Annotated in this window: 10 protein-coding genes; 6 read left to right on the top strand and 4 right to left on the bottom strand. The window is 61.9% G+C overall.

Annotated elements, in window-relative coordinates; genetic code table 11:
- Positions 1-149 precede the first annotated feature (149 nt).
- The 3 genes from HHL08_RS18555 to HHL08_RS18545 are packed head-to-tail and all read left to right on the top strand — an operon-like array spanning position 150 to position 3,494.
- Entirely contained in the window at positions 150-1,643 is a 1,494-nt protein-coding gene (locus HHL08_RS18555) for a recombinase family protein (protein WP_169574551.1), read from the top strand.
- The gene (locus HHL08_RS18550; RefSeq protein WP_169574518.1) at positions 1,643-2,542 is read left to right on the top strand and encodes a plasmid partitioning protein RepB C-terminal domain-containing protein; all 900 of its coding nucleotides are present in this window, start codon (positions 1,643-1,645) and stop codon (positions 2,540-2,542) included. The genes HHL08_RS18555 and HHL08_RS18550 overlap by 1 nt, the downstream gene beginning before the upstream one ends.
- Positions 2,535-3,494, top strand: coding sequence for a plasmid partitioning protein RepB C-terminal domain-containing protein (locus HHL08_RS18545; RefSeq protein WP_169574517.1), 960 nt, complete (start codon positions 2,535-2,537; stop codon positions 3,492-3,494). Before HHL08_RS18550 ends, HHL08_RS18545 begins: the two co-directional genes overlap by 8 nt.
- Positions 3,495-3,775: 281 nt before the next feature.
- Here the strand turns inward: HHL08_RS18545 and HHL08_RS18540 are convergent, their stop codons facing one another.
- Complete coding sequence (locus HHL08_RS18540; RefSeq protein ID WP_006966713.1) at positions 3,776-4,096, bottom strand: DUF736 domain-containing protein; 321 nt, start codon at positions 4,094-4,096, stop codon at positions 3,776-3,778.
- Between the two features lie 335 nt (positions 4,097-4,431).
- Between HHL08_RS18540 and HHL08_RS18535 the strand changes: the two genes are divergently transcribed.
- From HHL08_RS18535 to HHL08_RS26145, 3 genes are read left to right on the top strand one after another with little or no spacing between them, the layout of a single operon-like run.
- Positions 4,432-5,658 carry a DUF6361 family protein gene (locus tag HHL08_RS18535; RefSeq protein ID WP_169574516.1) on the top strand — a complete coding sequence of 409 codons (1,227 nt, stop codon included), beginning with the start codon at positions 4,432-4,434 and terminating at the stop codon, positions 5,656-5,658.
- Entirely contained in the window at positions 5,651-7,423 is a 1,773-nt protein-coding gene (locus HHL08_RS18530; RefSeq protein ID WP_169574515.1) for a phospholipase D family protein, read from the top strand. Before HHL08_RS18535 ends, HHL08_RS18530 begins: the two co-directional genes overlap by 8 nt.
- Positions 7,420-10,599 (top strand): helicase C-terminal domain-containing protein, encoded by a 3,180-nt coding sequence (locus tag HHL08_RS26145; protein WP_169574514.1) that lies wholly within the window; start codon positions 7,420-7,422, stop codon positions 10,597-10,599. The genes HHL08_RS18530 and HHL08_RS26145 overlap by 4 nt, the downstream gene beginning before the upstream one ends.
- A gap of 99 nt (positions 10,600-10,698) precedes the next feature.
- On the opposite strand, the gene HHL08_RS18520 is transcribed toward HHL08_RS26145, so the two are convergent.
- From HHL08_RS18520 to HHL08_RS18510, 3 genes are all read right to left on the bottom strand, one after another.
- Positions 10,699-11,634, bottom strand: coding sequence for a DUF2493 domain-containing protein (locus HHL08_RS18520; protein WP_169574513.1), 936 nt, complete (start codon positions 11,632-11,634; stop codon positions 10,699-10,701).
- A 319-nt stretch (positions 11,635-11,953) separates the two neighbouring features.
- On the bottom strand, positions 11,954-12,997 hold the full coding sequence (locus HHL08_RS18515; protein WP_169574512.1) for a DUF7146 domain-containing protein: 1,044 nt from the start codon (positions 12,995-12,997) through the stop codon (positions 11,954-11,956).
- An 11-nt stretch (positions 12,998-13,008) separates the two neighbouring features.
- Positions 13,009-17,355: a strawberry notch-like NTP hydrolase domain-containing protein gene (locus HHL08_RS18510; protein WP_169574511.1), complete on the bottom strand. Its 4,347-nt coding sequence runs from the start codon at positions 17,353-17,355 to the stop codon at positions 13,009-13,011.
- Positions 17,356-17,501 lie beyond the last annotated feature (146 nt).

Below are 17,501 nucleotides of genomic sequence, written 5' to 3'. Positions count from 1 at the left end.
ATGTCCGTGTTTCGCGCTGCAGCGGTTGGCCGACCTGGCCACTGCAGTCCGGATTTCGAAAGGGGCGCGCATTGGCGGGTTGGGATCAAGAGGACGCGCCAAGCGACGCCGAACAGCGGCCCACCGTGCGGGCGGCCGAATATGTTCGGATGTCCACCGATCATCAGAAATACTCGACTGAAAATCAGGCCGACGCGATCCGCCACTATGCGGCGTCTCGGGGCATCGAAATTGTCCGCACCTATGCCGACGACGGCAAAAGCGGCCTGTCGATCGATGGGCGCGCCTCACTGCAGCGACTGATCGCCGACGTCGAATCCGGCGCCGCCGACTTCGAGATGATCCTAGTTTATGATGTCAGCCGCTGGGGCCGTTTCCAGGACGCGGACGAGAGCGCCTACTACGAATACATCTGTCGCCGGTCCGGAATTCAGATCACCTATTGCGCCGAACAGTTCGAGAATGATGGCTCGCCGATGAGCACCATGTTCAAGGGCTTCAAGCGCGCCATGGCTGGCGAATACAGTCGCGAGCTTTCGGTCAAGGTTTTTGCCGGCCAGGGGCGGCTCATCGAGAAAGGCTACCGCCAGGGCGGTCCCGCCGGTTTCGGCCTGCGCCGGACGCTCATTGATGAGCACGGCAACACCAAGGCGGTGCTCGGCCGCGGCGAGCAAAAGAGTCTCCAGACCGACCGCGTCATCCTGACACCCGGACCGCCAGAAGAGATTGGCGTCGTGCACGAGATATACCGGGCTTTCGTTCACGACGGCCAGACCGAACACGAGATCGCCGAGGATCTCAACGCCCGGGGCATCCTCTCCGACCTCGAACGCCCGTGGACACGCGGCACCGTCCACCAGCTTCTGATCAATGAAAAATATGTCGGCGACAATGTCTGGAATCGCCGCTCGTTCAAGCTGAAGAAGAAGCGTGTTCGCAATGCCCCGGACATGTGGATCAGGTCACAGGGCGCATTCGAGGGGATCGTTGAGCGGGAGCTGTTCGAGGCGGCCCATTCGATCATCGCTGCCCGCTCGTTCCGCTTGTCCGACGAGGAAATGCTGGAAGCTCTGCGAGGCCTCTACGCCAGCAAGGGCCTGCTGTCCGGCATCATCATCGACGAATGCGAGGGATTGCCGTCGAGCAGCGCCTTCGGCTCGCGATTTGGCAGTCTCCTGCGCGCTTACAGCTTGGTGGGCTTTTCGCCGGAGCGTGATTACCGCTACGTTGCCATTAACAAGGCGCTGCGCCGCCTGCACCCAGACATCGTCCGGGACATATTGAGTGGCCTTCAGTCCCAGGGGAGCGATGCCTGGCAGGACCTCGCCAGCGACAGCATCTGCGTGAATGGCGAGTTCAGCCTCGCCGTTGTTCTGGTGCGCTGCACACCAACACCCACCGGCCTCCTGCGCTGGAAGATCCGCTTTGACACCAGCCACCTCGCAGACATCACCGTCGTCGTGCGCATGGACATGCACAACCGCGCGCCGTTCGACTACTATCTGTTTCCGAGGATCGACGTCGCAAGCGAACGGCTGCGGCTCGCCGAGGACAACGACCTGCACCTCGACGCCTATCGCTTCGACACGCTCGACTTCTTCTATGACATCACGGCGCCCGTCGCCATTCCGGAGGCTGCCTAATGCCCGTCGTGCGCCCCCAGCAGATCGAGATGATCCCGGTCTCCAAGATTACGGTGCTCAATCCACGCTCGCGCAACAAGCGCCAGCACCGTGAGATCGTGAACAACATCGAGTCGATCGGATTGAAGCGGCCGATCACCGTGAGCCGCCATCAGGGTCCGGGCGGGCCTCGCTATGATCTCGTCTGCGGCGAAGGCCGGCTCGAAGCATTTCAGATGCTGGGCCAGACGGAAATTCCCGCAGTCGTCATCGAGGCGAGCGAGAGCGATTGTCTGGTGATGAGCCTGGTCGAGAACATCGCACGCCGTACGCCGCGCCCGATCGACGTGATGCGCGAAATCGGTGCTTTGCGCGGGCGCGGGTATAATGAAACCCAGATCGGCCACAAAATCGGGGTCAGCAGTTCATGGGTCAGCATGATCGTCTCGCTGCTTGAGCGCGGCGAGGAGCGGCTCGTTGCGGCGGTGGAAACGGGCCTTATCCCGATCAGCCTCGCGATGGAAATCTCCCGCGCGGAATCCGAGGAATCACAGAACCTGCTGCTCGATGCATATGAGACGGGCAAGCTGCGCGGCAAGAAGCTGGCTTCGGTGCGACGGCTGCTCGAGCTGCGGATGCGCGGGCACAACAAGTCCATGCCCGCAGGAAAGCTCGGTCGGCGTTCCGCAAATCGCAAGTTGACCGCGAGCGACCTCATGCAGGTTTACCAGCGGGAATCGGAGAAGCAGCGCCTGCTCATCAAGAAGTCCGATTTCACACAGACCCGGCTGCTGTTCATCGTCGAGGCCATCAAGGATCTCCTGGACGACGAGGGATTTCTGACCCTGCTACGCGCCGAGGCGCTCGAGACGATGCCGCGCGCGCTGGCCATGCGAATTGCAGGTGAGAGCGATGACTGACTGGTCCGAACCCAACACACCAGAATTGGAACCCGGCTTGGATCACCGTGTCCGGCTCGGCTTTGAACGCGAGACCGTCACCGTCGCGCTCGATCAGCTCGTTCCGTTAAAGATACTCCAGCAGGGCGTGCGCGAGAGCAAAAAGTTCGCTCAGATACTCAGTTCGATCAAGGCGATTGGGATTGTCGAGGCTCCCGCTGTCGCGCCGGACCCCAAGAACGCGGGCAAGTATTTCCTGCTCGATGGACATCTACGGGTCGAAGCCCTGCGCCAGCTCGAAATTACGACGGTCGAGTGCCTCGTCGCCAATGACGATGAGACTTACACCTACAACAAGCGCGTCAACCGCCTCCCGCCGGTTCAGGAACATCGGATGATCGTGCGCGCCATCGAGCGCGGGGTGACCGAAGCCGTCATCGCCGATGCGCTCGGTCTCGAAGTGCAGTCGATCCGCGCGCGCTTCCGCCTGCTCGATGGCATCTGCACCGAGGCCGCCGATGCCCTCAAGGATACCAATTGCTCGATGAAGGTTTTCGATCTGCTGCGACGCATGACTGCGCTGCGGCAGATTGAGGCAGCCGACCTGATGATCGGCCAGAACAATTTCTCGTTGATGTTCGCACGCGCGCTGCTCGCGGCGACGACCGAAGAGCAGCTGGTTCCCGCAGGCAAGAAGGCGCGCAAGCCCGACGTGACTGGCCCGACCAGCCAGCAGATCAGCCGCATGGAGCGTGAGCTTGCCGCTCTGCAAACTCAGGTCAAATCGGTCGAGGAAACCTACGGCATCGACAACCTCCATTTGACCTTCGCGCGGGGCTATCTCGGAAAGCTGCTGGCAAACGCGCGCATAGTCCGCTGGCTTTCGGTTCACCGGGCTGAATACCTGACCGAGTTTCAGCGCATTGCCGAGATCGACAGTCTGGGCAGCTTGGCCACGCCCAACGCGGACTGAGAGAATGGGGACCCGGACCCAATAAGCGCGGGGACCATGGGAGACGCCGCACTTAGGGGCGGATCAAGCATGGTGGTGGGGATGGCGGCGAACCCGCATGAAGCCCACCAGGTCGGCCGTCATATGGACCGACCGCGTGCGTGCTTTGCGCGTGCGATGAAGGCGGGCGTGCGTCGAAGAGAGGGACTTCACGCACGCCCGTCACGTCTGTGGAGTTGATTCTTAGCGAAGCTCCAACAGGAGCGTTGGCCCCGCCCGAAGGCGGGGCCGGTGCTATTGCCTCAGCTCGGCGGATTCCAGATGATGACCTTCTTCGAAGGATCATCGCCCGGCGCGTTGGCGATGTTGCCGTAGATCGTGCCGAACTCGGGAGCTGAGAGCGAGACTGAGACATATTCAGCGCCGGTGTTCTGGGAGAAGCGCTTCCAGCCTGCGCCCAGTTCGAAGCCGTTCTTGCGGCTGACAATGCGGTAGTCTGGTTCGCTGTCCTTGGTCTTGCGGTTGTTGGGGATGATGGCGATCGGTGCGGACACAGTCAGCGTTGCGAGGTTGCCTTCGAAGCTGTCGTCGGACTTCACGGTGAGGTTTGCGATGGTAGCCATGTCGTTTCTCCTTGCAGGTCGGGGACCATCCCCGATGGCGCCAAAAGAAGGGGCCGGGAGCCGCCGTCACCGCAGCGCAAGCGAAGGGCGAACCCCGAACGGGGTTGACGGCCCAAGGCGATCCGAGACCCGTAGGCGGGCGACAAGTAGGGGTGGTTTTCGACCCTGTGGAGAATAGGCGAGCAAAGGCAATTGCTGATCTCGTTGACCAACGATGCGAGGTTTTACTTTCGCGCCACTTTCACAAACGTGGCCCGTACTTTCTTCCCCAACGATCGTCATTTATGGCATGCGAATCGTGCCCACATGTAAGTCGGTGCTTCGGGGGGACTTTCGTGAGCTTTTTGGGTTGGGTCGATCATAACGCCGAGCAACAAGACTCAATTCTGCGGGCGCTTGGTGCTGCGAAAGGACACGACGCGCGGGATGAGCTCGGTCTCGGAACCATCCGTGACAGTTTCGCGGACCTGTTCTTCCCCGGGCTGTCTACCATCCAGCAGCGCGTTCGCTATTTTCTGTTCGTCCAATGGTGCTGCGAAATTGCAGCTAGCCAAGGCGATGCCGATCGAATCGTGGCGAGACTACACGACACAGAGGTTCGACTGATCAAGGCCTTATCTCATCTCGGTGAAGGTGCGGGTGTTATCGGTATTCTGAGTCAGGAAGATCTCGAACGGATGCCGAGCGAAATCTATTGGAACGGTCTAATGGTGCTCGGCATGCGCCGCACCAGTGGCAGCCGTCAGAGGTGGGCCCGGCAAGTGGCGGGGAGCCGTGCTTCCGGCCGCTACGAGGCGCTTGAGGAAGAAGGTGTCGTCAGCTCGCACGATCTTGGCTTTGACCCTAGCCGCCCTCCTCCTCCCGATGGATTTTTGCAGCAGGAGGTCGACTTCACATTGCTGGTCGAGGAGGCAGACTTCCTGCGCGCCCGCCTCAAGAACGCTTGCATCGACCAGACCGGAAGGGGGCATGAGTACAATCTGTTCGGGACGTTTAGCCGGTATCGACGCAAGACGCTCGTCCGTGCTGCCTGGGAGCACCCCAAGGTTGCCGAACTGCGTCCAAGCGCCCGCGACCTTCTAATGTTGGGCGCCGCGTTCTCGCGCATCATGCACGGCGCGGTGATCCTCTATAATGTCTGCGTCTCGCGCCTGCTGGAAGGGCGCGAGGATGCCGCCCAAATCCTCGACAACCACCTCGGATCATTCGGCACCTGGGCAGACGCGCTCACGCCAGCTGATGTCGATCTGCTCACCCGCAGGATTTCCGAATTGTCTCTGTTCGGCAGTATGACCCGGCATCGGATCGACGAGAAGGCGATCGCATTCGTGACGCGCTGGACCCGGTATTGCCAGGAACCGAGCAAGATCCTGGGCGACGCGGCAGCGAACCGACTCGTCAGCGATCGCGAAGCCTTTCTGAAGGCGGCCGGAGGCACGTCGCGAATTCGGTCAAAAAAGGCTAGGGAGCGGTGGGGTGGTGAATCGGGGGGAGCCATGGATTATCGATGGTTCACCGCACGCAGTTGCCTCAACGACCTGGCAACCCCGAAAAATGCTTGAGCCACAGGGCCGTCTGTCGATCTACGATATCGTCCGTCCGCCGACGGGGTTTGTACTCGATTGCTTGATTGCGACGACCTACACAACATCCCTTGATACCGTCCTCTCGCTGCCGGCGGCAATGCTTGCGGATATTCCTGGCATCGGGCGGCGAACCGCTGGAGTTTTTACGGCCACCGAGCTTGCTGCACTGCGCAGAGTTTGCGACCGGACGGCGATATTTTGCCAGGGTGCTGCCATCCACCCAGCCTCGGATCTGCCGTCGGCGGTGATCGAGGCAGAGACGATGGTTCACGAGGTCGTCGCCCCCAACAAGGGAGCATTTCACCCTAAGGTCTGGGTGATGCAGTTTAAACATGGCGAGAACCAGCGGACAGCGCTCCGGGTGGTCGTGATGAGCCGCAACATTACCGAAGACCGGTCCTGGGACGCAGGCCTTGTTCTCGACAGCAAGCCCAGCCCTGGCGCTGAAAAACCAAATGACCTTGGCCTGTTGTTGCGCTCGCTTGCCGGGCTCTGCATACGCCCGCTTGATCAAGCGCGGCGCGATCTCTTGACCGAGCTCGCGGCCAAGGTCGAAAGGGCGCGTTGGAAAACACCCGACAAGATCGGTATCCCCACATTCCACCTTACCGGCGATGCGCCGGGTCGGGTATGGGTTCAGCCGCAAAGTGAGCGACTGGCCATCATCTCGCCCTTTCTAAGCACTTCCGCCGTCGCGGCGCTTGCCCGCACGACACGGGCATGCCCGTTCATCCTGTCGCGCCCTGACGCGCTGGCACAATGCTGGCCCCATATCGGCAAAACGTTCGACCGTCACATGGTGCTTACACCGCCAGGCGAACCGGTGGAGGCTCCCCGGCCAACCGGGCTGCACGCCAAGATTTTGTTATGGGAAAACCGGTCGAAAACCCGTCTGGCGATCGGATCGATGAACGCCACAGCAGCAGCGATTGGCGGGCGCAATGTCGAATTCATGGCAAGCTTCGACTGCACTGCAGCGATCGGCGAGGGTGGTATCGATGCCCTGCTCGAGCGACGCGGGCTTGGCATGGCGCTCGAAGACTTCGAACCAGATCCCATGGTCCCACAGGAGGCCAAACCATTCGATGACCGGCCGGCGCGGTCCGCATTGCTCGACGCGAAACTGCATCTCGAATGCGATCAGGCCGAGACCGGATGGACGGTCACCTTGGTCGCAGCGTCGGGAGACGCTCAGATCGACGCGCTTCTTCCAAACCTCCGTTTCCGGCCCGCGACGCTCGCGTCCAGCCGCGGCGCTGCATGCGGTGCCGCGTTGGCAGCCGGAAACTCAGCCAGATTTCCCGGTACACTCGAGCTTGCCGAGATCACCGGGTTCACCGTTTTCGAAGCTGATGGTCCGGATGGGCTAATCGCCTTTGTTCTGAACCTTGAAGTTCGAGGAATCGAGGGCGATGCGCGTCGCAACGCGGCGCTGAAGGCGCTGCTGCCCGATCAGCAGACCTTCTCGCTCTTTCTGCGAATCCTGCTCGGCGATTTCCATTCCCTGGAGACGAGTATTGGCGGTGGTGATGGGGGATCAGCAACGGTCGATTGGCAGGCTGGCGGCCATATGGGCCTACTGGAGATGCTAGTGCGCTGCGCCGCCGATGATCCGGATCGCCTCAAGTCGGTTGAGCAGACGCTCGACGCCCTTGGCGTCGATCAGCTCAGCGAGGTGACGACTCCTGAATTCCGTGACCTCTGGTCGACCGTCCTGGCAATCGCGCGTGACAAGCCGTGACCGGTCCTACCCGTTTTCAGGCAAAAACGATCGCGTATGTCATCAAGCGTTTCTGGGGCGACGCCAAACCAGCGCGGCGGTTTCTGGTCGCCGACGAGGTTGGCCTAGGCAAGACGATCGTTGCACGCGAGGTCATCGCGGAAGCGCTACGGCGCAAGCCCGGTGAGGATATCGACATCGTGTATCTCTGCTCGAGCCAGCCGGTCGCAAGCCAGAACCTAAAACGATTGAAGGTCCATGGCCATGGCAGCGCGACCAAGGCGACCCGCCTTACCCTTTTTGCACTGGAGAAGCGCAAGGGCGTCCGGTATTTCGCGCTTACACCAACAACGTCGTTCAATGTCGCCGGACGTTCAGGCCTCGTGCGCGAGCGCGCGCTGATCTATTTTTGCCTGCGCGGCATGTTCACCGGCGAAGGCGTTCTGAAGATCCTGCAACAGGTCTCCGACCGCACTTGGATCGACCATGTCGAAGCGATCGAAAACCACGACCTCGACCAGACGGTCATCAAAGCCTTTCGGCAGGCTGTTGCCGCCGACGACGCGCTGAAGGCCGAAGTCCGCGCCCTCGGCCGGGAAGCGCTGGTCGAACGGACCGAGCGTCCCGAGGTCAAGGCGTTCAACAAGAAGCGCGACGCGCTGGTTGGGCGATTGCGCAAGGAACTCGCGCTCCAGAGCGCGCAAGCACTGGCTAGCAATGGCTTGATCGTCGTTGATGAATTTCAGCGTTTCGCCTCGCTGTTCGATATTTCATCCATTGAAAAAGACTTTGGCGTTCGCCTTGCCGACCGCCTTCTGACCGAAGCAATTCCGGATCGTCGGGTCCTCCTTTTGTCGGCGACGCCCTATCGCATTTCGGGTGGAGAACTGCGTCCCGACGAGAAGCCCTATGCCGATTTTGTCGCCTTGGTCCGCTTCCTTGCCGGCGACGATACCGCAACCGAGCTCGCTGATGAGCTCGACACCTTTGCGCGCGCCTTGCGCGCCAGGCCGCCAATCCCGGCTGAGGTGATCGGCGCGCGCGATGCGGCGCAGGCGATCCTTCGAAAGATCATGTGCCGGACCGAGCGGACGAGCGCAACAGTCGATGCTAATGCCATGGTGACTGAAGATGTTCGCCCTCTTGCCTCGGACGGCGTCGATCTGGGGGGGGCGATCGCCGCCCGTCGTCTTTCGGTGAAACTTAAGGTTCGCGATCCGGTCGAATATTGGAAATCGGCCCCCTATTTCCTCGATTTCATGCGCGACTATCAATTCCGCGAGGCTGCGGTCGGCGCGGCCGAGAAGGATCGTCGCTTCGTTTCGCAGCAAGCGAGGATCGGCAATCTTCTGCTCGATCAGCCCGGCGTGCGCCGACTCGATCCGATCGTGCCGCCGTCAGCGCGTTTGCGCGACCTGATCAAGAATGCGATCCCTGACAAGGCTGAGCGCTTGTTGTGGGTTCCGCCATCGCTCCCGTATCTCATGCCAAGTCCGCTGTTCGCAGGCGCCTCTCACGATCTCAAACGCCTCATTTTCTCGGAGTGGCGTCTCGCTCCGGACGCGATCGCAGCGCTTACTTCCTATGAGATAGAGCAGCGCCTTGCCGCAGGACTGCGGGCATCGCGCGCAACCGGCAAAAGGCGCGCTGAGCGCGCGCCCGGACAGCGACACAAGCGCTTCGGCGACCTTGGAAACATGCTGCGCCTCGGGCGGGCAAATCAGGCGTCCGACGAGCCAACCCTCTCGATGATCCCCCTCGCGCTATTGCTGTCGGGACCAAGGATGGCGGCGTGGGGCGATCCTCTTCCCGCAGCCATTGCCGCGGGAACGCCGGTTGACGCGACAGCTTTTGCGAAGCTCGTTGGGCGCCAAATCAGGGCCGCGCTCAAGAAGATTCTACCAGCCAAAACCGAGGGTCGCGTTGATGATCGCTGGTATTGGGCGGCTCCGCTCCTGCTGGAGGGCGAGCCCGGCATCAGGCAGTGGTTGGGCCTGGCCGATCCATTTCTGGCCAGCAAGGAAGTCGCGTCGGTCGATCTGGAGCGGGTCACGGACGCGATCTCTTCAATCTTGGATGACCCTGATCAGCTCGGGCGACAACCCAAAAACCTGGTCGCGGTCCTGTCGAGACTGGCTGTTACCGGCCCTGGCAATTGCGCCTATCGCGCCTTGTCGCGCACCGCTGCGGGCCCGGTTTCTGAAGCCCAGCTTCGCCAATCCGCCTTTCACGTCGCAAGAGGGTTTCAGAGCCTTTTCAATCAGGGAGAAGCCGCGGCGGCGGTCCAGCTGGAATATCCGGGTACGAAACGCGTCTATTGGGATCAGGTGCTCGATTATTGCCTCTTTGGAAACCTGCAGGCACTGCTGGATGAGCAGCTGCATTTCGAGACTGACGGGTTGGCGATGTTCGAAGGCACGCCAGAGGAAAAGCTCGTGATGGCAGCAAACCTTGTCCACGCTTCGCTGACCCTGCGCCGTGCATCGATCGACGTGCGCGGCCTGGAGCGCCGCCGTCGGCGCGATGCCACCACGAGCACGGATTTCATTCGCCTTCGTTGCCGCCATGCGGTGCGCTTTGCCGAGATCAAGGAGGCGGACGGCGCGGTGAGCCGGCTCGACGCGGTGCGGGCCGCATTCAATTCTCCTTTCAGGCCGTTTGTTCTTGCTTCCACGGCCGTCGGCCAGGAGGGCTTGGATTTTCATCCCTGGTGTCATGCGGTCGTGCACTGGAACCTGCCGCGGTCGCCCGTCGAACTCGAGCAGCGCGAAGGTCGCGTCCATCGGTACAAGGGACATGCTGTACGGCTTAACGTCGCGAGGTTTCTCGGTCTCGCCGGCCTGGCGCTTGTGGCTGAGCCATCGTCGGCGGAGGTGGGTGCGCCGGTTGATACTGATCCCTGGAAGCGGCTCTTCGCCATTGCGGCGCGACACGATGTGGACAACGATCTCTCGCCCTGCTGGCTGTTCGAGCAAGGAGAAAATCCCACAAAGATACGGCGGATTGTACCCTATCTGAACCATAGCCGGGAGGCGGAGGGCTGGCCAAAGCTTCGCGCGAGATTGGCTACGTACCGGCTGGTTATCGGCCTGCCGAGACAGGAAGATCTGCTCGACGCAATCGAACGCAATGGCATCACTGCTGAACAGGCGTCCGACTGGAAAATCGACCTCCGACCCCCTCCCTTGCCAGGGTGATCACGATCATATTTCAGCTTCGGTAGTTCGGCACCTCGTCCGGTAGCGGCGGCGGCATTGCTATTGCAACAAGTGTGATGGATTGAAGGGATAAAACCATCATCGACGTTCTCTGAAGTCCCACAGCGGGATACCCATCTTGCGCGCCTTGTCGGCAAGATTGTCCTGAATGCCAGTGCCCGAAAATACGACCAGACCTACGGGTATGGCTTCGAGCATACGATCGTTGCGCTTGAACGGAGCGGCCTTCTTGTGTCGGTTCCAGTCGGGACGGAAGGCGACTTGCGGCACGCGGCGCGTGTCGGCCCAGCAGGCAGCAGCGCGTTCGGCACCCGTTGGTGTGGCACCATGCAACAGGACCATGTCGGCATGACGCGCATGAACCCGGTCGAGGACATCCCAGATGGCCGAGTGATCGTTGCAATCGGGGCCACCGGTGAAGGCAATACGGGTGCCTTCGGGCAATAGCACACGGGCATTTTCTCTGGCGCGTTTGTCGAGAAAGTCGCGGCTGTCGATGATGGCTGAGGTCATGGCCTTGCGGTTGACGCGGGATCCGGTGCGGGGCGTCCAGGCCTTGCGTGCGTGAATGCGGAATTGATCGGCGGCGGCTTCGCGGAAGAATTCCATCGTATCGCGGCGTTCGATGAGTGAGATTCCCTCGGCGATCTGGCGCTCAAGTTCGACCGAGCGCACTTCGCTGCCATCCTGTTCGCGTTGAAGGCGTTTTTGCGCCTGTTCATTGTCGTCGAGATCGCGTTCGACCCGCTCGCCGGCACGGTGGAAGATGTTGACGACGTTCCAGAGCAGGTCTTCGAGATCGGGTTCAATGCGGGTGTCGATCAAAGCTGAGACAAGCCCGTCGAACATGTCGGCGACCGCGCCACCGGCAAGGCGGGCATCGGGGAGCGGCCTGCCATCAGGTTCGTCTTCGAAGGGCCGATATCCGTAGAGTTGCATTTCCTGAAGGAGATAGGCGGTTGAGCCGAGTTCGGGGGTGGTGTCTTCAAGGGGAAGATCTGGGGCGCTTGCCATGATGGTCTCCGTGTCCTGAGCCGCGCCTCTCGCGGCCTTCGTGGCGACGACCAGCGGCGGCGGGCACGGGTCTGCACCGCGCGGAAACGCGCGGCCGGAGCGTCAGCGGAGGATGGCGAAGCAAGGCTATTTTGTTTCGCGATGCAAAGGGGCGCAGCCCCGGCGGAAAATAGCCGCAGCGTAGCCATTGCGGTGCCCGTGTCCGCTGCCGCAGACGCCCCCTCCCGAAGGCCGAGGGCGTGGCGACCTTCAAGGACCGGGAGAGGTGGCCTTGCGCCCCACTTCTCCGGACAATCCCCCGCTTACCGGCCAGCTTTGCTCATCCTTTGAGAAACTGCACGGCATCGGCGGCGCTGAGCTGCACCCGAATGGCCGCCGCCAACCGCTCGTGGCCATAGGCTGTAAGGTCGCTGTTGAAATCGTCGAGACGGGGTTCAAGCGGCATGACCGCAATGCCCAACGGGTCGCAACGCTCGGCCAAGGTCGATAATGCCGCCGCCCCGGCGGGATCATCATCGCGCGCGACATAGAGGCAGCGCAGCGCGGCAGGGAACTGGATGGCAGCGAGATGGGCGGCCGACAATCCGGCGATCATGGGCATGGATGGCATCACCTGTCGCAGCGACAGCAGGGTTTCGAGGCCTTCACCGGCTAACATGACACCGTCCGCTTTGCCGAACCGGACGCCCGAGCCGAGCAAGTGCCCCATGGCGCGTCGTGGATATGCGACAGCGGCTTTGTCGTGGGATTGCGGATCAAGCCATGTGCGGTGAACCCCCGTGATAGTGCCCTCATTGTCGGTGACCGCAGCGATCATGGCGGGCCATGCCTCCCGCGCACCAGGGACATCATCTTCAGCAGGCCGATAGTAGCAGCGCGGATGGAAACGCAGATGATCTATGCCGGACAGATCGGTGATCGACCGGCGACCAAGATAACGGGATGCGATGCTGTTCGTGATCGGCTTTGAGGCGGCCCATAGGCGCCGGGCCGCTTCTGGTGTGCCGGTCGGCGCCTTGCGTATGGTCGGGTTTCGGGGCTTGATCTCATCAGGCGGCGGCAGACTCAGGAATTGGCGGGCTTCGTCGAGCGTTTCGCGCATGGTCTGGTGGGCACAGCTTGCGGCGATGATGTCGAGAAGATCGCCATGGTCGCCGCTTTGCGCGTCTGTCCATTTGCCTGCGCCTCCCCGGCTCTCGGTTGTTGCAGACAATCGGACGTAGAGACTGCGACCCGGCGAATTGTGAACATCGCCGACCAGCCAGTAGCGGCCTTCCCGGCGACCATTGGACAGGTAACGGCGGCAAACCGCCTCGGCTGAGGCGGCAAGGCGGCGGGCGATATCGGTGGCGGGACTATCCATGCGGGGCTCCTTCAGGCGGCTTTTCGTGCCGCAATCCGCTGGATCGGAAACCGGTCCAGCAGCTTGGCGAGCACATCCACCCCGACAGCCCCTGTCGGTATGTAGAGCTTGAGTTTCCACGAGACGATCTCGGAGATCAAGCCCATTGCCTTCAATCGCTCGATACCAAGATCGTTGAAGCCGGTCAGTTCGATCCGCCAGTCATTCATGGCGCGGACGCGAGCGAGTGTCTGATCTTCGGCCAGATGCAATTTGGCATCTCCGGCGCACAGCATCGCCCAAGCATCGGCAGGCACGACGGACGCCGTGTCTTGCTCAATCACCGTGGCGACCCAGGCGGGCGAAACCTTGCGGCCGATGACGCGCTCGCCAGCATCGGTTTGCAGGCGGTAGACGCGGGTCGATTCATTGGGGAGCCGCCGCCAGATCGGCAGCAGCAGGCCTGAAACCATGTGCAGGGTCGAGGTTTCGAACTCGGGCAAGTCGGCAAGTTCGGCCTGCCAGACTTCGGTGAACCGTTCACGGTCCACCGGCTCCCAATGACTGGTCGCGAACGCCTCGGCGAGAATATTGGTCGCCTCCAAGGGGCGGACGAGGCGGATGCGCGGGTGAATGCCGCCATCATCGTCGATCAGACTGCGCGCGCGCAATTTGACTGCCGCGCGCCCGGAGCGGGTGTTGATCACGAGTTCGGCGTCGCGATCCACTGCCATGGCCAGCGCCCTCTCGAGCACAACCGGCTCGATCCGGTCTTTGCGTTCGATGGTCAGGAGGTGGGTCACCGCTCCGGTGCCGGGATGGGTGTAGATGGTCTTGCGGTCGGAGACCGAGAAGCTTTCGGCACGCAGGGTTTCGAGGCCCATTTCATAAGTGCCGCTGGCGATTGCGCCTTCGACCCGGGCCGTCAGCAGGCCCTCGAAGGCCTCGAACAGGATGTTCTGCATGGAAATGGTGAGCGCCAGCATCCGGTTGAGGAAGGTCGTGATGGGAGGAAGCTCGTCCTTGAGCCCGCCGTCACTGTCGAGCAGCGACAGGCCGGTGGCGGTTTCAAATTGCCCCAGCGAACAGCCATCAACATTGCCGCGCACAAGCAATTGGTAAAGCTGACGCAAGGCATCGCGGGCATAGAAGGATTCCAGATTGTCGCTGGCGCTGAACATGTTCTGGCCGCCGGTTTGCCGCTGGCCGCGCGTGATCGCCCCTAGACTGTCGAGCCTTCGGGCGATCGTCGAGATGAAGCGCTTCTGCGCCTTCACGTCGGTCGATACCGGGCGGAACAGCGGTGGCTGCTTCTGATTGGTGCGGTTGGTGCGGCCAAAGCCCTGAATGGCGGTGTCGGCCTTCCAGCCCGCTTCGAGCAGGTAGTGGACGCGGCGGCGCTGGTTTTTCACGCCCAGGTCGGCATGATAGGATCGCCCCGTCCCGCCAGCCTCGGAGAAGACGAGGATGTGCTTCTTGTCATCCATGAATGCATGGGTTTCAGCAATATTGGCTGAAGCAGGCCGGTTTTCGACGGCGAAGCGCACCGAACCATCGCTGTTGGCGCGGGGCACAATGCGACGGGAACGTCCGGTCACCTCGGCAACCGCATCGCTCCCGAAATGCTGGACAATCTGGTCAAGCGCGCCGGGCACCGGCGGCAAAGCCGCAAGCCGCTCGAGCATCGCATCACGGGCTCGGCAGGCTTCGCGATTGAGGATGGGGTTGCCGTCGGCATCAAAAGCAGGCCGTGAGGCGAGATTGCCCTCGCTGTCGGTGAACGGCTCATAGAGCTGCACAGGAAAACTGTGCGCGAGATAGTCGAGCACATATTCACGTGGCGTGATGTCCACGGAAACGTCATCCCATTCGTCGTTCGGGATTTCGGCAAGGCGGCGTTCCTGCAGGGCTTCGCCCGTCGATACGATTTGCACGACACAGGCGTGACCGGCCTCAAGATCGCGCTGCATCGCCTGAATGGTACTTGGCGTCTGCATTGCGGTGATCAGGTGATTGAAGAAACGTTGCTTGGCGCTTTCGAACGCTGATCGCGCTGCCGATCGGGCCTGTGCGTTCAAGGTCCCATGGGATGCACTGGTGACGCCCGATGCTTCGAGCGCCGCATCGAGATGGGCGTGAATGATCTGAAATGCCCCGGCATAGGAATCGTAAATCCGCACTTGCTCAGGGGTCAGTTGGTGCTCGAGCAGGTCATATTCGACACCGTCGAATGACAATGAACGGGCAGCATAAAGGCCAAGCGCCTTTAGATCGCGGGCCAGCACCTCCATAGCTGCGACGCCGCCATCCTCAATCGCGGCCACGAAGTCAGCGCGTGAGGCGAAAGGGAAGTCTTCGCCGCCCCACAGGCCGAGCCGCTGTGCGTAGGCGAGGTTCTGCACCGTCGTGGCACCGGTGGCCGAGACATAGACGATGCGGGCCTTGGGCAGGGCATGTTGCAATCGCAGGCCCGCCCGTCCCTGCTGCGAGGCTGAGACATCGCCGCGCGCGCCCTTGCCGCCTGCGGCATTGGCCATGGCGTGCGCCTCGTCAAAGATGATGACACCGTCAAAGTCACGGCCAAGCCATTCGACGATCTGCTGGACCCTGCTCGCCTTGCCGCCCCGCTCCTGCGAACGCAGGGTCGCATAGGTCGTGAACAAGATGCCTTCCGTCAGCTTGATGGGTGAACCCTGCCGGTAGCGTGATAAGGGCGTCACCAGCAGTCGTTCCTGACCCAATGCCGACCAGTCGCGCTGAGCATCCTCAAGCAGGCGGTCCGATACCGAAACCCAGAGCGAACGGCGGCGGCCTTTGAGCCAGTTGTCGAGAATAATGCCTGCGACCTGACGGCCTTTGCCCGCGCCCGTGCCGTCACCCAGAAACCAGCCCCGGCGAAAGCGGATGGCTGCGTCGTTTTCTTCAGCCGCCGCCGAGACGAGATCCCATGTCTCGTCAACGGTCCAGGCCCCTGCCAGATGCCCGGAATGGGCCTCGCCAGCGTAGATTACGGATTCCAGCTGCGCGTCGGACAACACGCCGTCATCCAACAGGTGCTCGGGCAAGTGCGGGCGATAGGTTGGTTTTGGCGGGGCCACCGAGGCCATCGACGCCGATTGAACCAGCGGCGTCGGGTGCGGCAATGCGCCGGGAATGATGACCGATTGAAGTCCATATCGTTCGTAGATGCTGTCACCGAGCTGCCCCTCGGGCGGAGCCCAGTCAGCAGTCGAATAGCTGAGTTCCGGCGCATCGGCATCGACCAAGGGATTGATCGGGGCAGTCCGAGCCACCGCGCGGTTCACGGGCGACGGCGAAGAAGCGCAATGCAGTCCTGCACCGGGCATTGGGGCCATCGGTCCGCGCGGCGGCACCTGCGCTTCGACCCATTTGAGCAAGGTCGCGGTATCAGGAGCGGTTCCTGCGCTCGGAACGAAGGTCGTGGGATCGGAAGCGGGCAGCTTGTCGATCACCGTCAATCGGGTGTCGATCGTCGTGCCGTGCTTGCGATAAACCTTGCCGTCGATGGCGGCTGTAAAGACCACACGTCCGGCCCCCTGCAACCGGATGAAAGCATCGCGCCATGCTGGAGCATCCGGAGAACAGCCAGCGCCGGTAATGACCACCAGCCGGCCCCCCTGTTCGAGCCGGGCTAGGGCGGAAGCGATGTGGCGAAACGCAGCGTCCTTCATCGTCCGCTCAACATGCGCGACTGCCGAAAACGGCGGGTTCATCAGGATGACGCTCGGGTGTGCCGAAATGGGCAAACGATCGTCAATCGACGCGGCGTCATATCCGCTGACGGCCACGCTTGAGAACAAGTGCGACAGCAGCGCTGCCCGGCCTTCAGCGAGTTCATTCAGCACGAGTTGTGCACCGGCCAGTTCGGCCTGAATCGCCAACATGCCTGTGCCCGCAGACGGTTCGAGCACAGTTTCGCCTGCGCCAATCGAAGCAGCGACAACGGCCACGAAAGACAGGCCAGCAGGCGTCGAATATTGTTGCAAGGCCTGGCTGGCTTCAGAGCGCCGGGTGTGGGTCGGCAAGAGAGCCGAAACTCGTTCGATCAGCGCAAGGGAGCGAGATCGAGGGCCACCGCGTGACAAGATTGCCGGGCCAAAACGGCGCAGGAAAAGGATTTGTGCAACCTCACAGGCATCATAGGCACTCTTCCAATCCCATGCGCCTTCAGCATCGGTGCCGCCAAAGGCTGCCGTCATTGCCTCGCGCAACCAGGCGGATTCAACGGGCCGCCCGATTTCGAGCAGGGGTAGAAGCGAGGTTACTGCGGTCAGCAGCGCACGCGCACGCGCGTCAAATGCGCAATGCGTGGCGAGCGGCGCAGCGCCAAGCGCTGCGTCCGTAAGGATGTGGGCCATTAGTGGGATCTCCGGGAGAGCAGAAAGGGCGGATCACGCCCGGACACTCTCTCTCAAACCCGGGCGGTTCGCCCGCTCCCGGCTAGCCTCTCACTCGATTACAGCCTGATGCATATTGGTCAGTTAATTGGAATGAGCCGATCCGC

Source organism: Sphingobium psychrophilum, assembly GCF_012927105.1.
Taxonomy (GTDB): domain Bacteria; phylum Pseudomonadota; class Alphaproteobacteria; order Sphingomonadales; family Sphingomonadaceae; genus Sphingobium; species Sphingobium psychrophilum.
The sequence above is the reverse complement of the archived record's forward strand: the minus strand, read 5'-3'. Positions and strand labels throughout refer to the sequence as shown.

What these genes read in the sequence shown, in the direction of transcription:
- HHL08_RS18555 (WP_169574551.1), top strand. Translation starts at nt 150, where the DNA reads ATGTCCACCGATCATCAGAAATACTCGACTGAAAATCAGGCCGACGCG.
- HHL08_RS18515 (WP_169574512.1), bottom strand. Translation starts at nt 12,997, where the DNA reads ATGGATAGTCCCGCCACCGATATCGCCCGCCGCCTTGCCGCCTCAGCC.
- HHL08_RS18545 (WP_169574517.1), top strand. Translation starts at nt 2,535, where the DNA reads ATGACTGACTGGTCCGAACCCAACACACCAGAATTGGAACCCGGCTTG.
- HHL08_RS18540 (WP_006966713.1), bottom strand. Translation starts at nt 4,096, where the DNA reads ATGGCTACCATCGCAAACCTCACCGTGAAGTCCGACGACAGCTTCGAA.
- HHL08_RS18520 (WP_169574513.1), bottom strand. Translation starts at nt 11,634, where the DNA reads ATGGCAAGCGCCCCAGATCTTCCCCTTGAAGACACCACCCCCGAACTC.
- HHL08_RS18530 (WP_169574515.1), top strand. Translation starts at nt 5,651, where the DNA reads ATGCTTGAGCCACAGGGCCGTCTGTCGATCTACGATATCGTCCGTCCG.
- HHL08_RS18510 (WP_169574511.1), bottom strand. Translation starts at nt 17,355, where the DNA reads ATGGCCCACATCCTTACGGACGCAGCGCTTGGCGCTGCGCCGCTCGCC.
- HHL08_RS18550 (WP_169574518.1), top strand. Translation starts at nt 1,643, where the DNA reads ATGCCCGTCGTGCGCCCCCAGCAGATCGAGATGATCCCGGTCTCCAAG.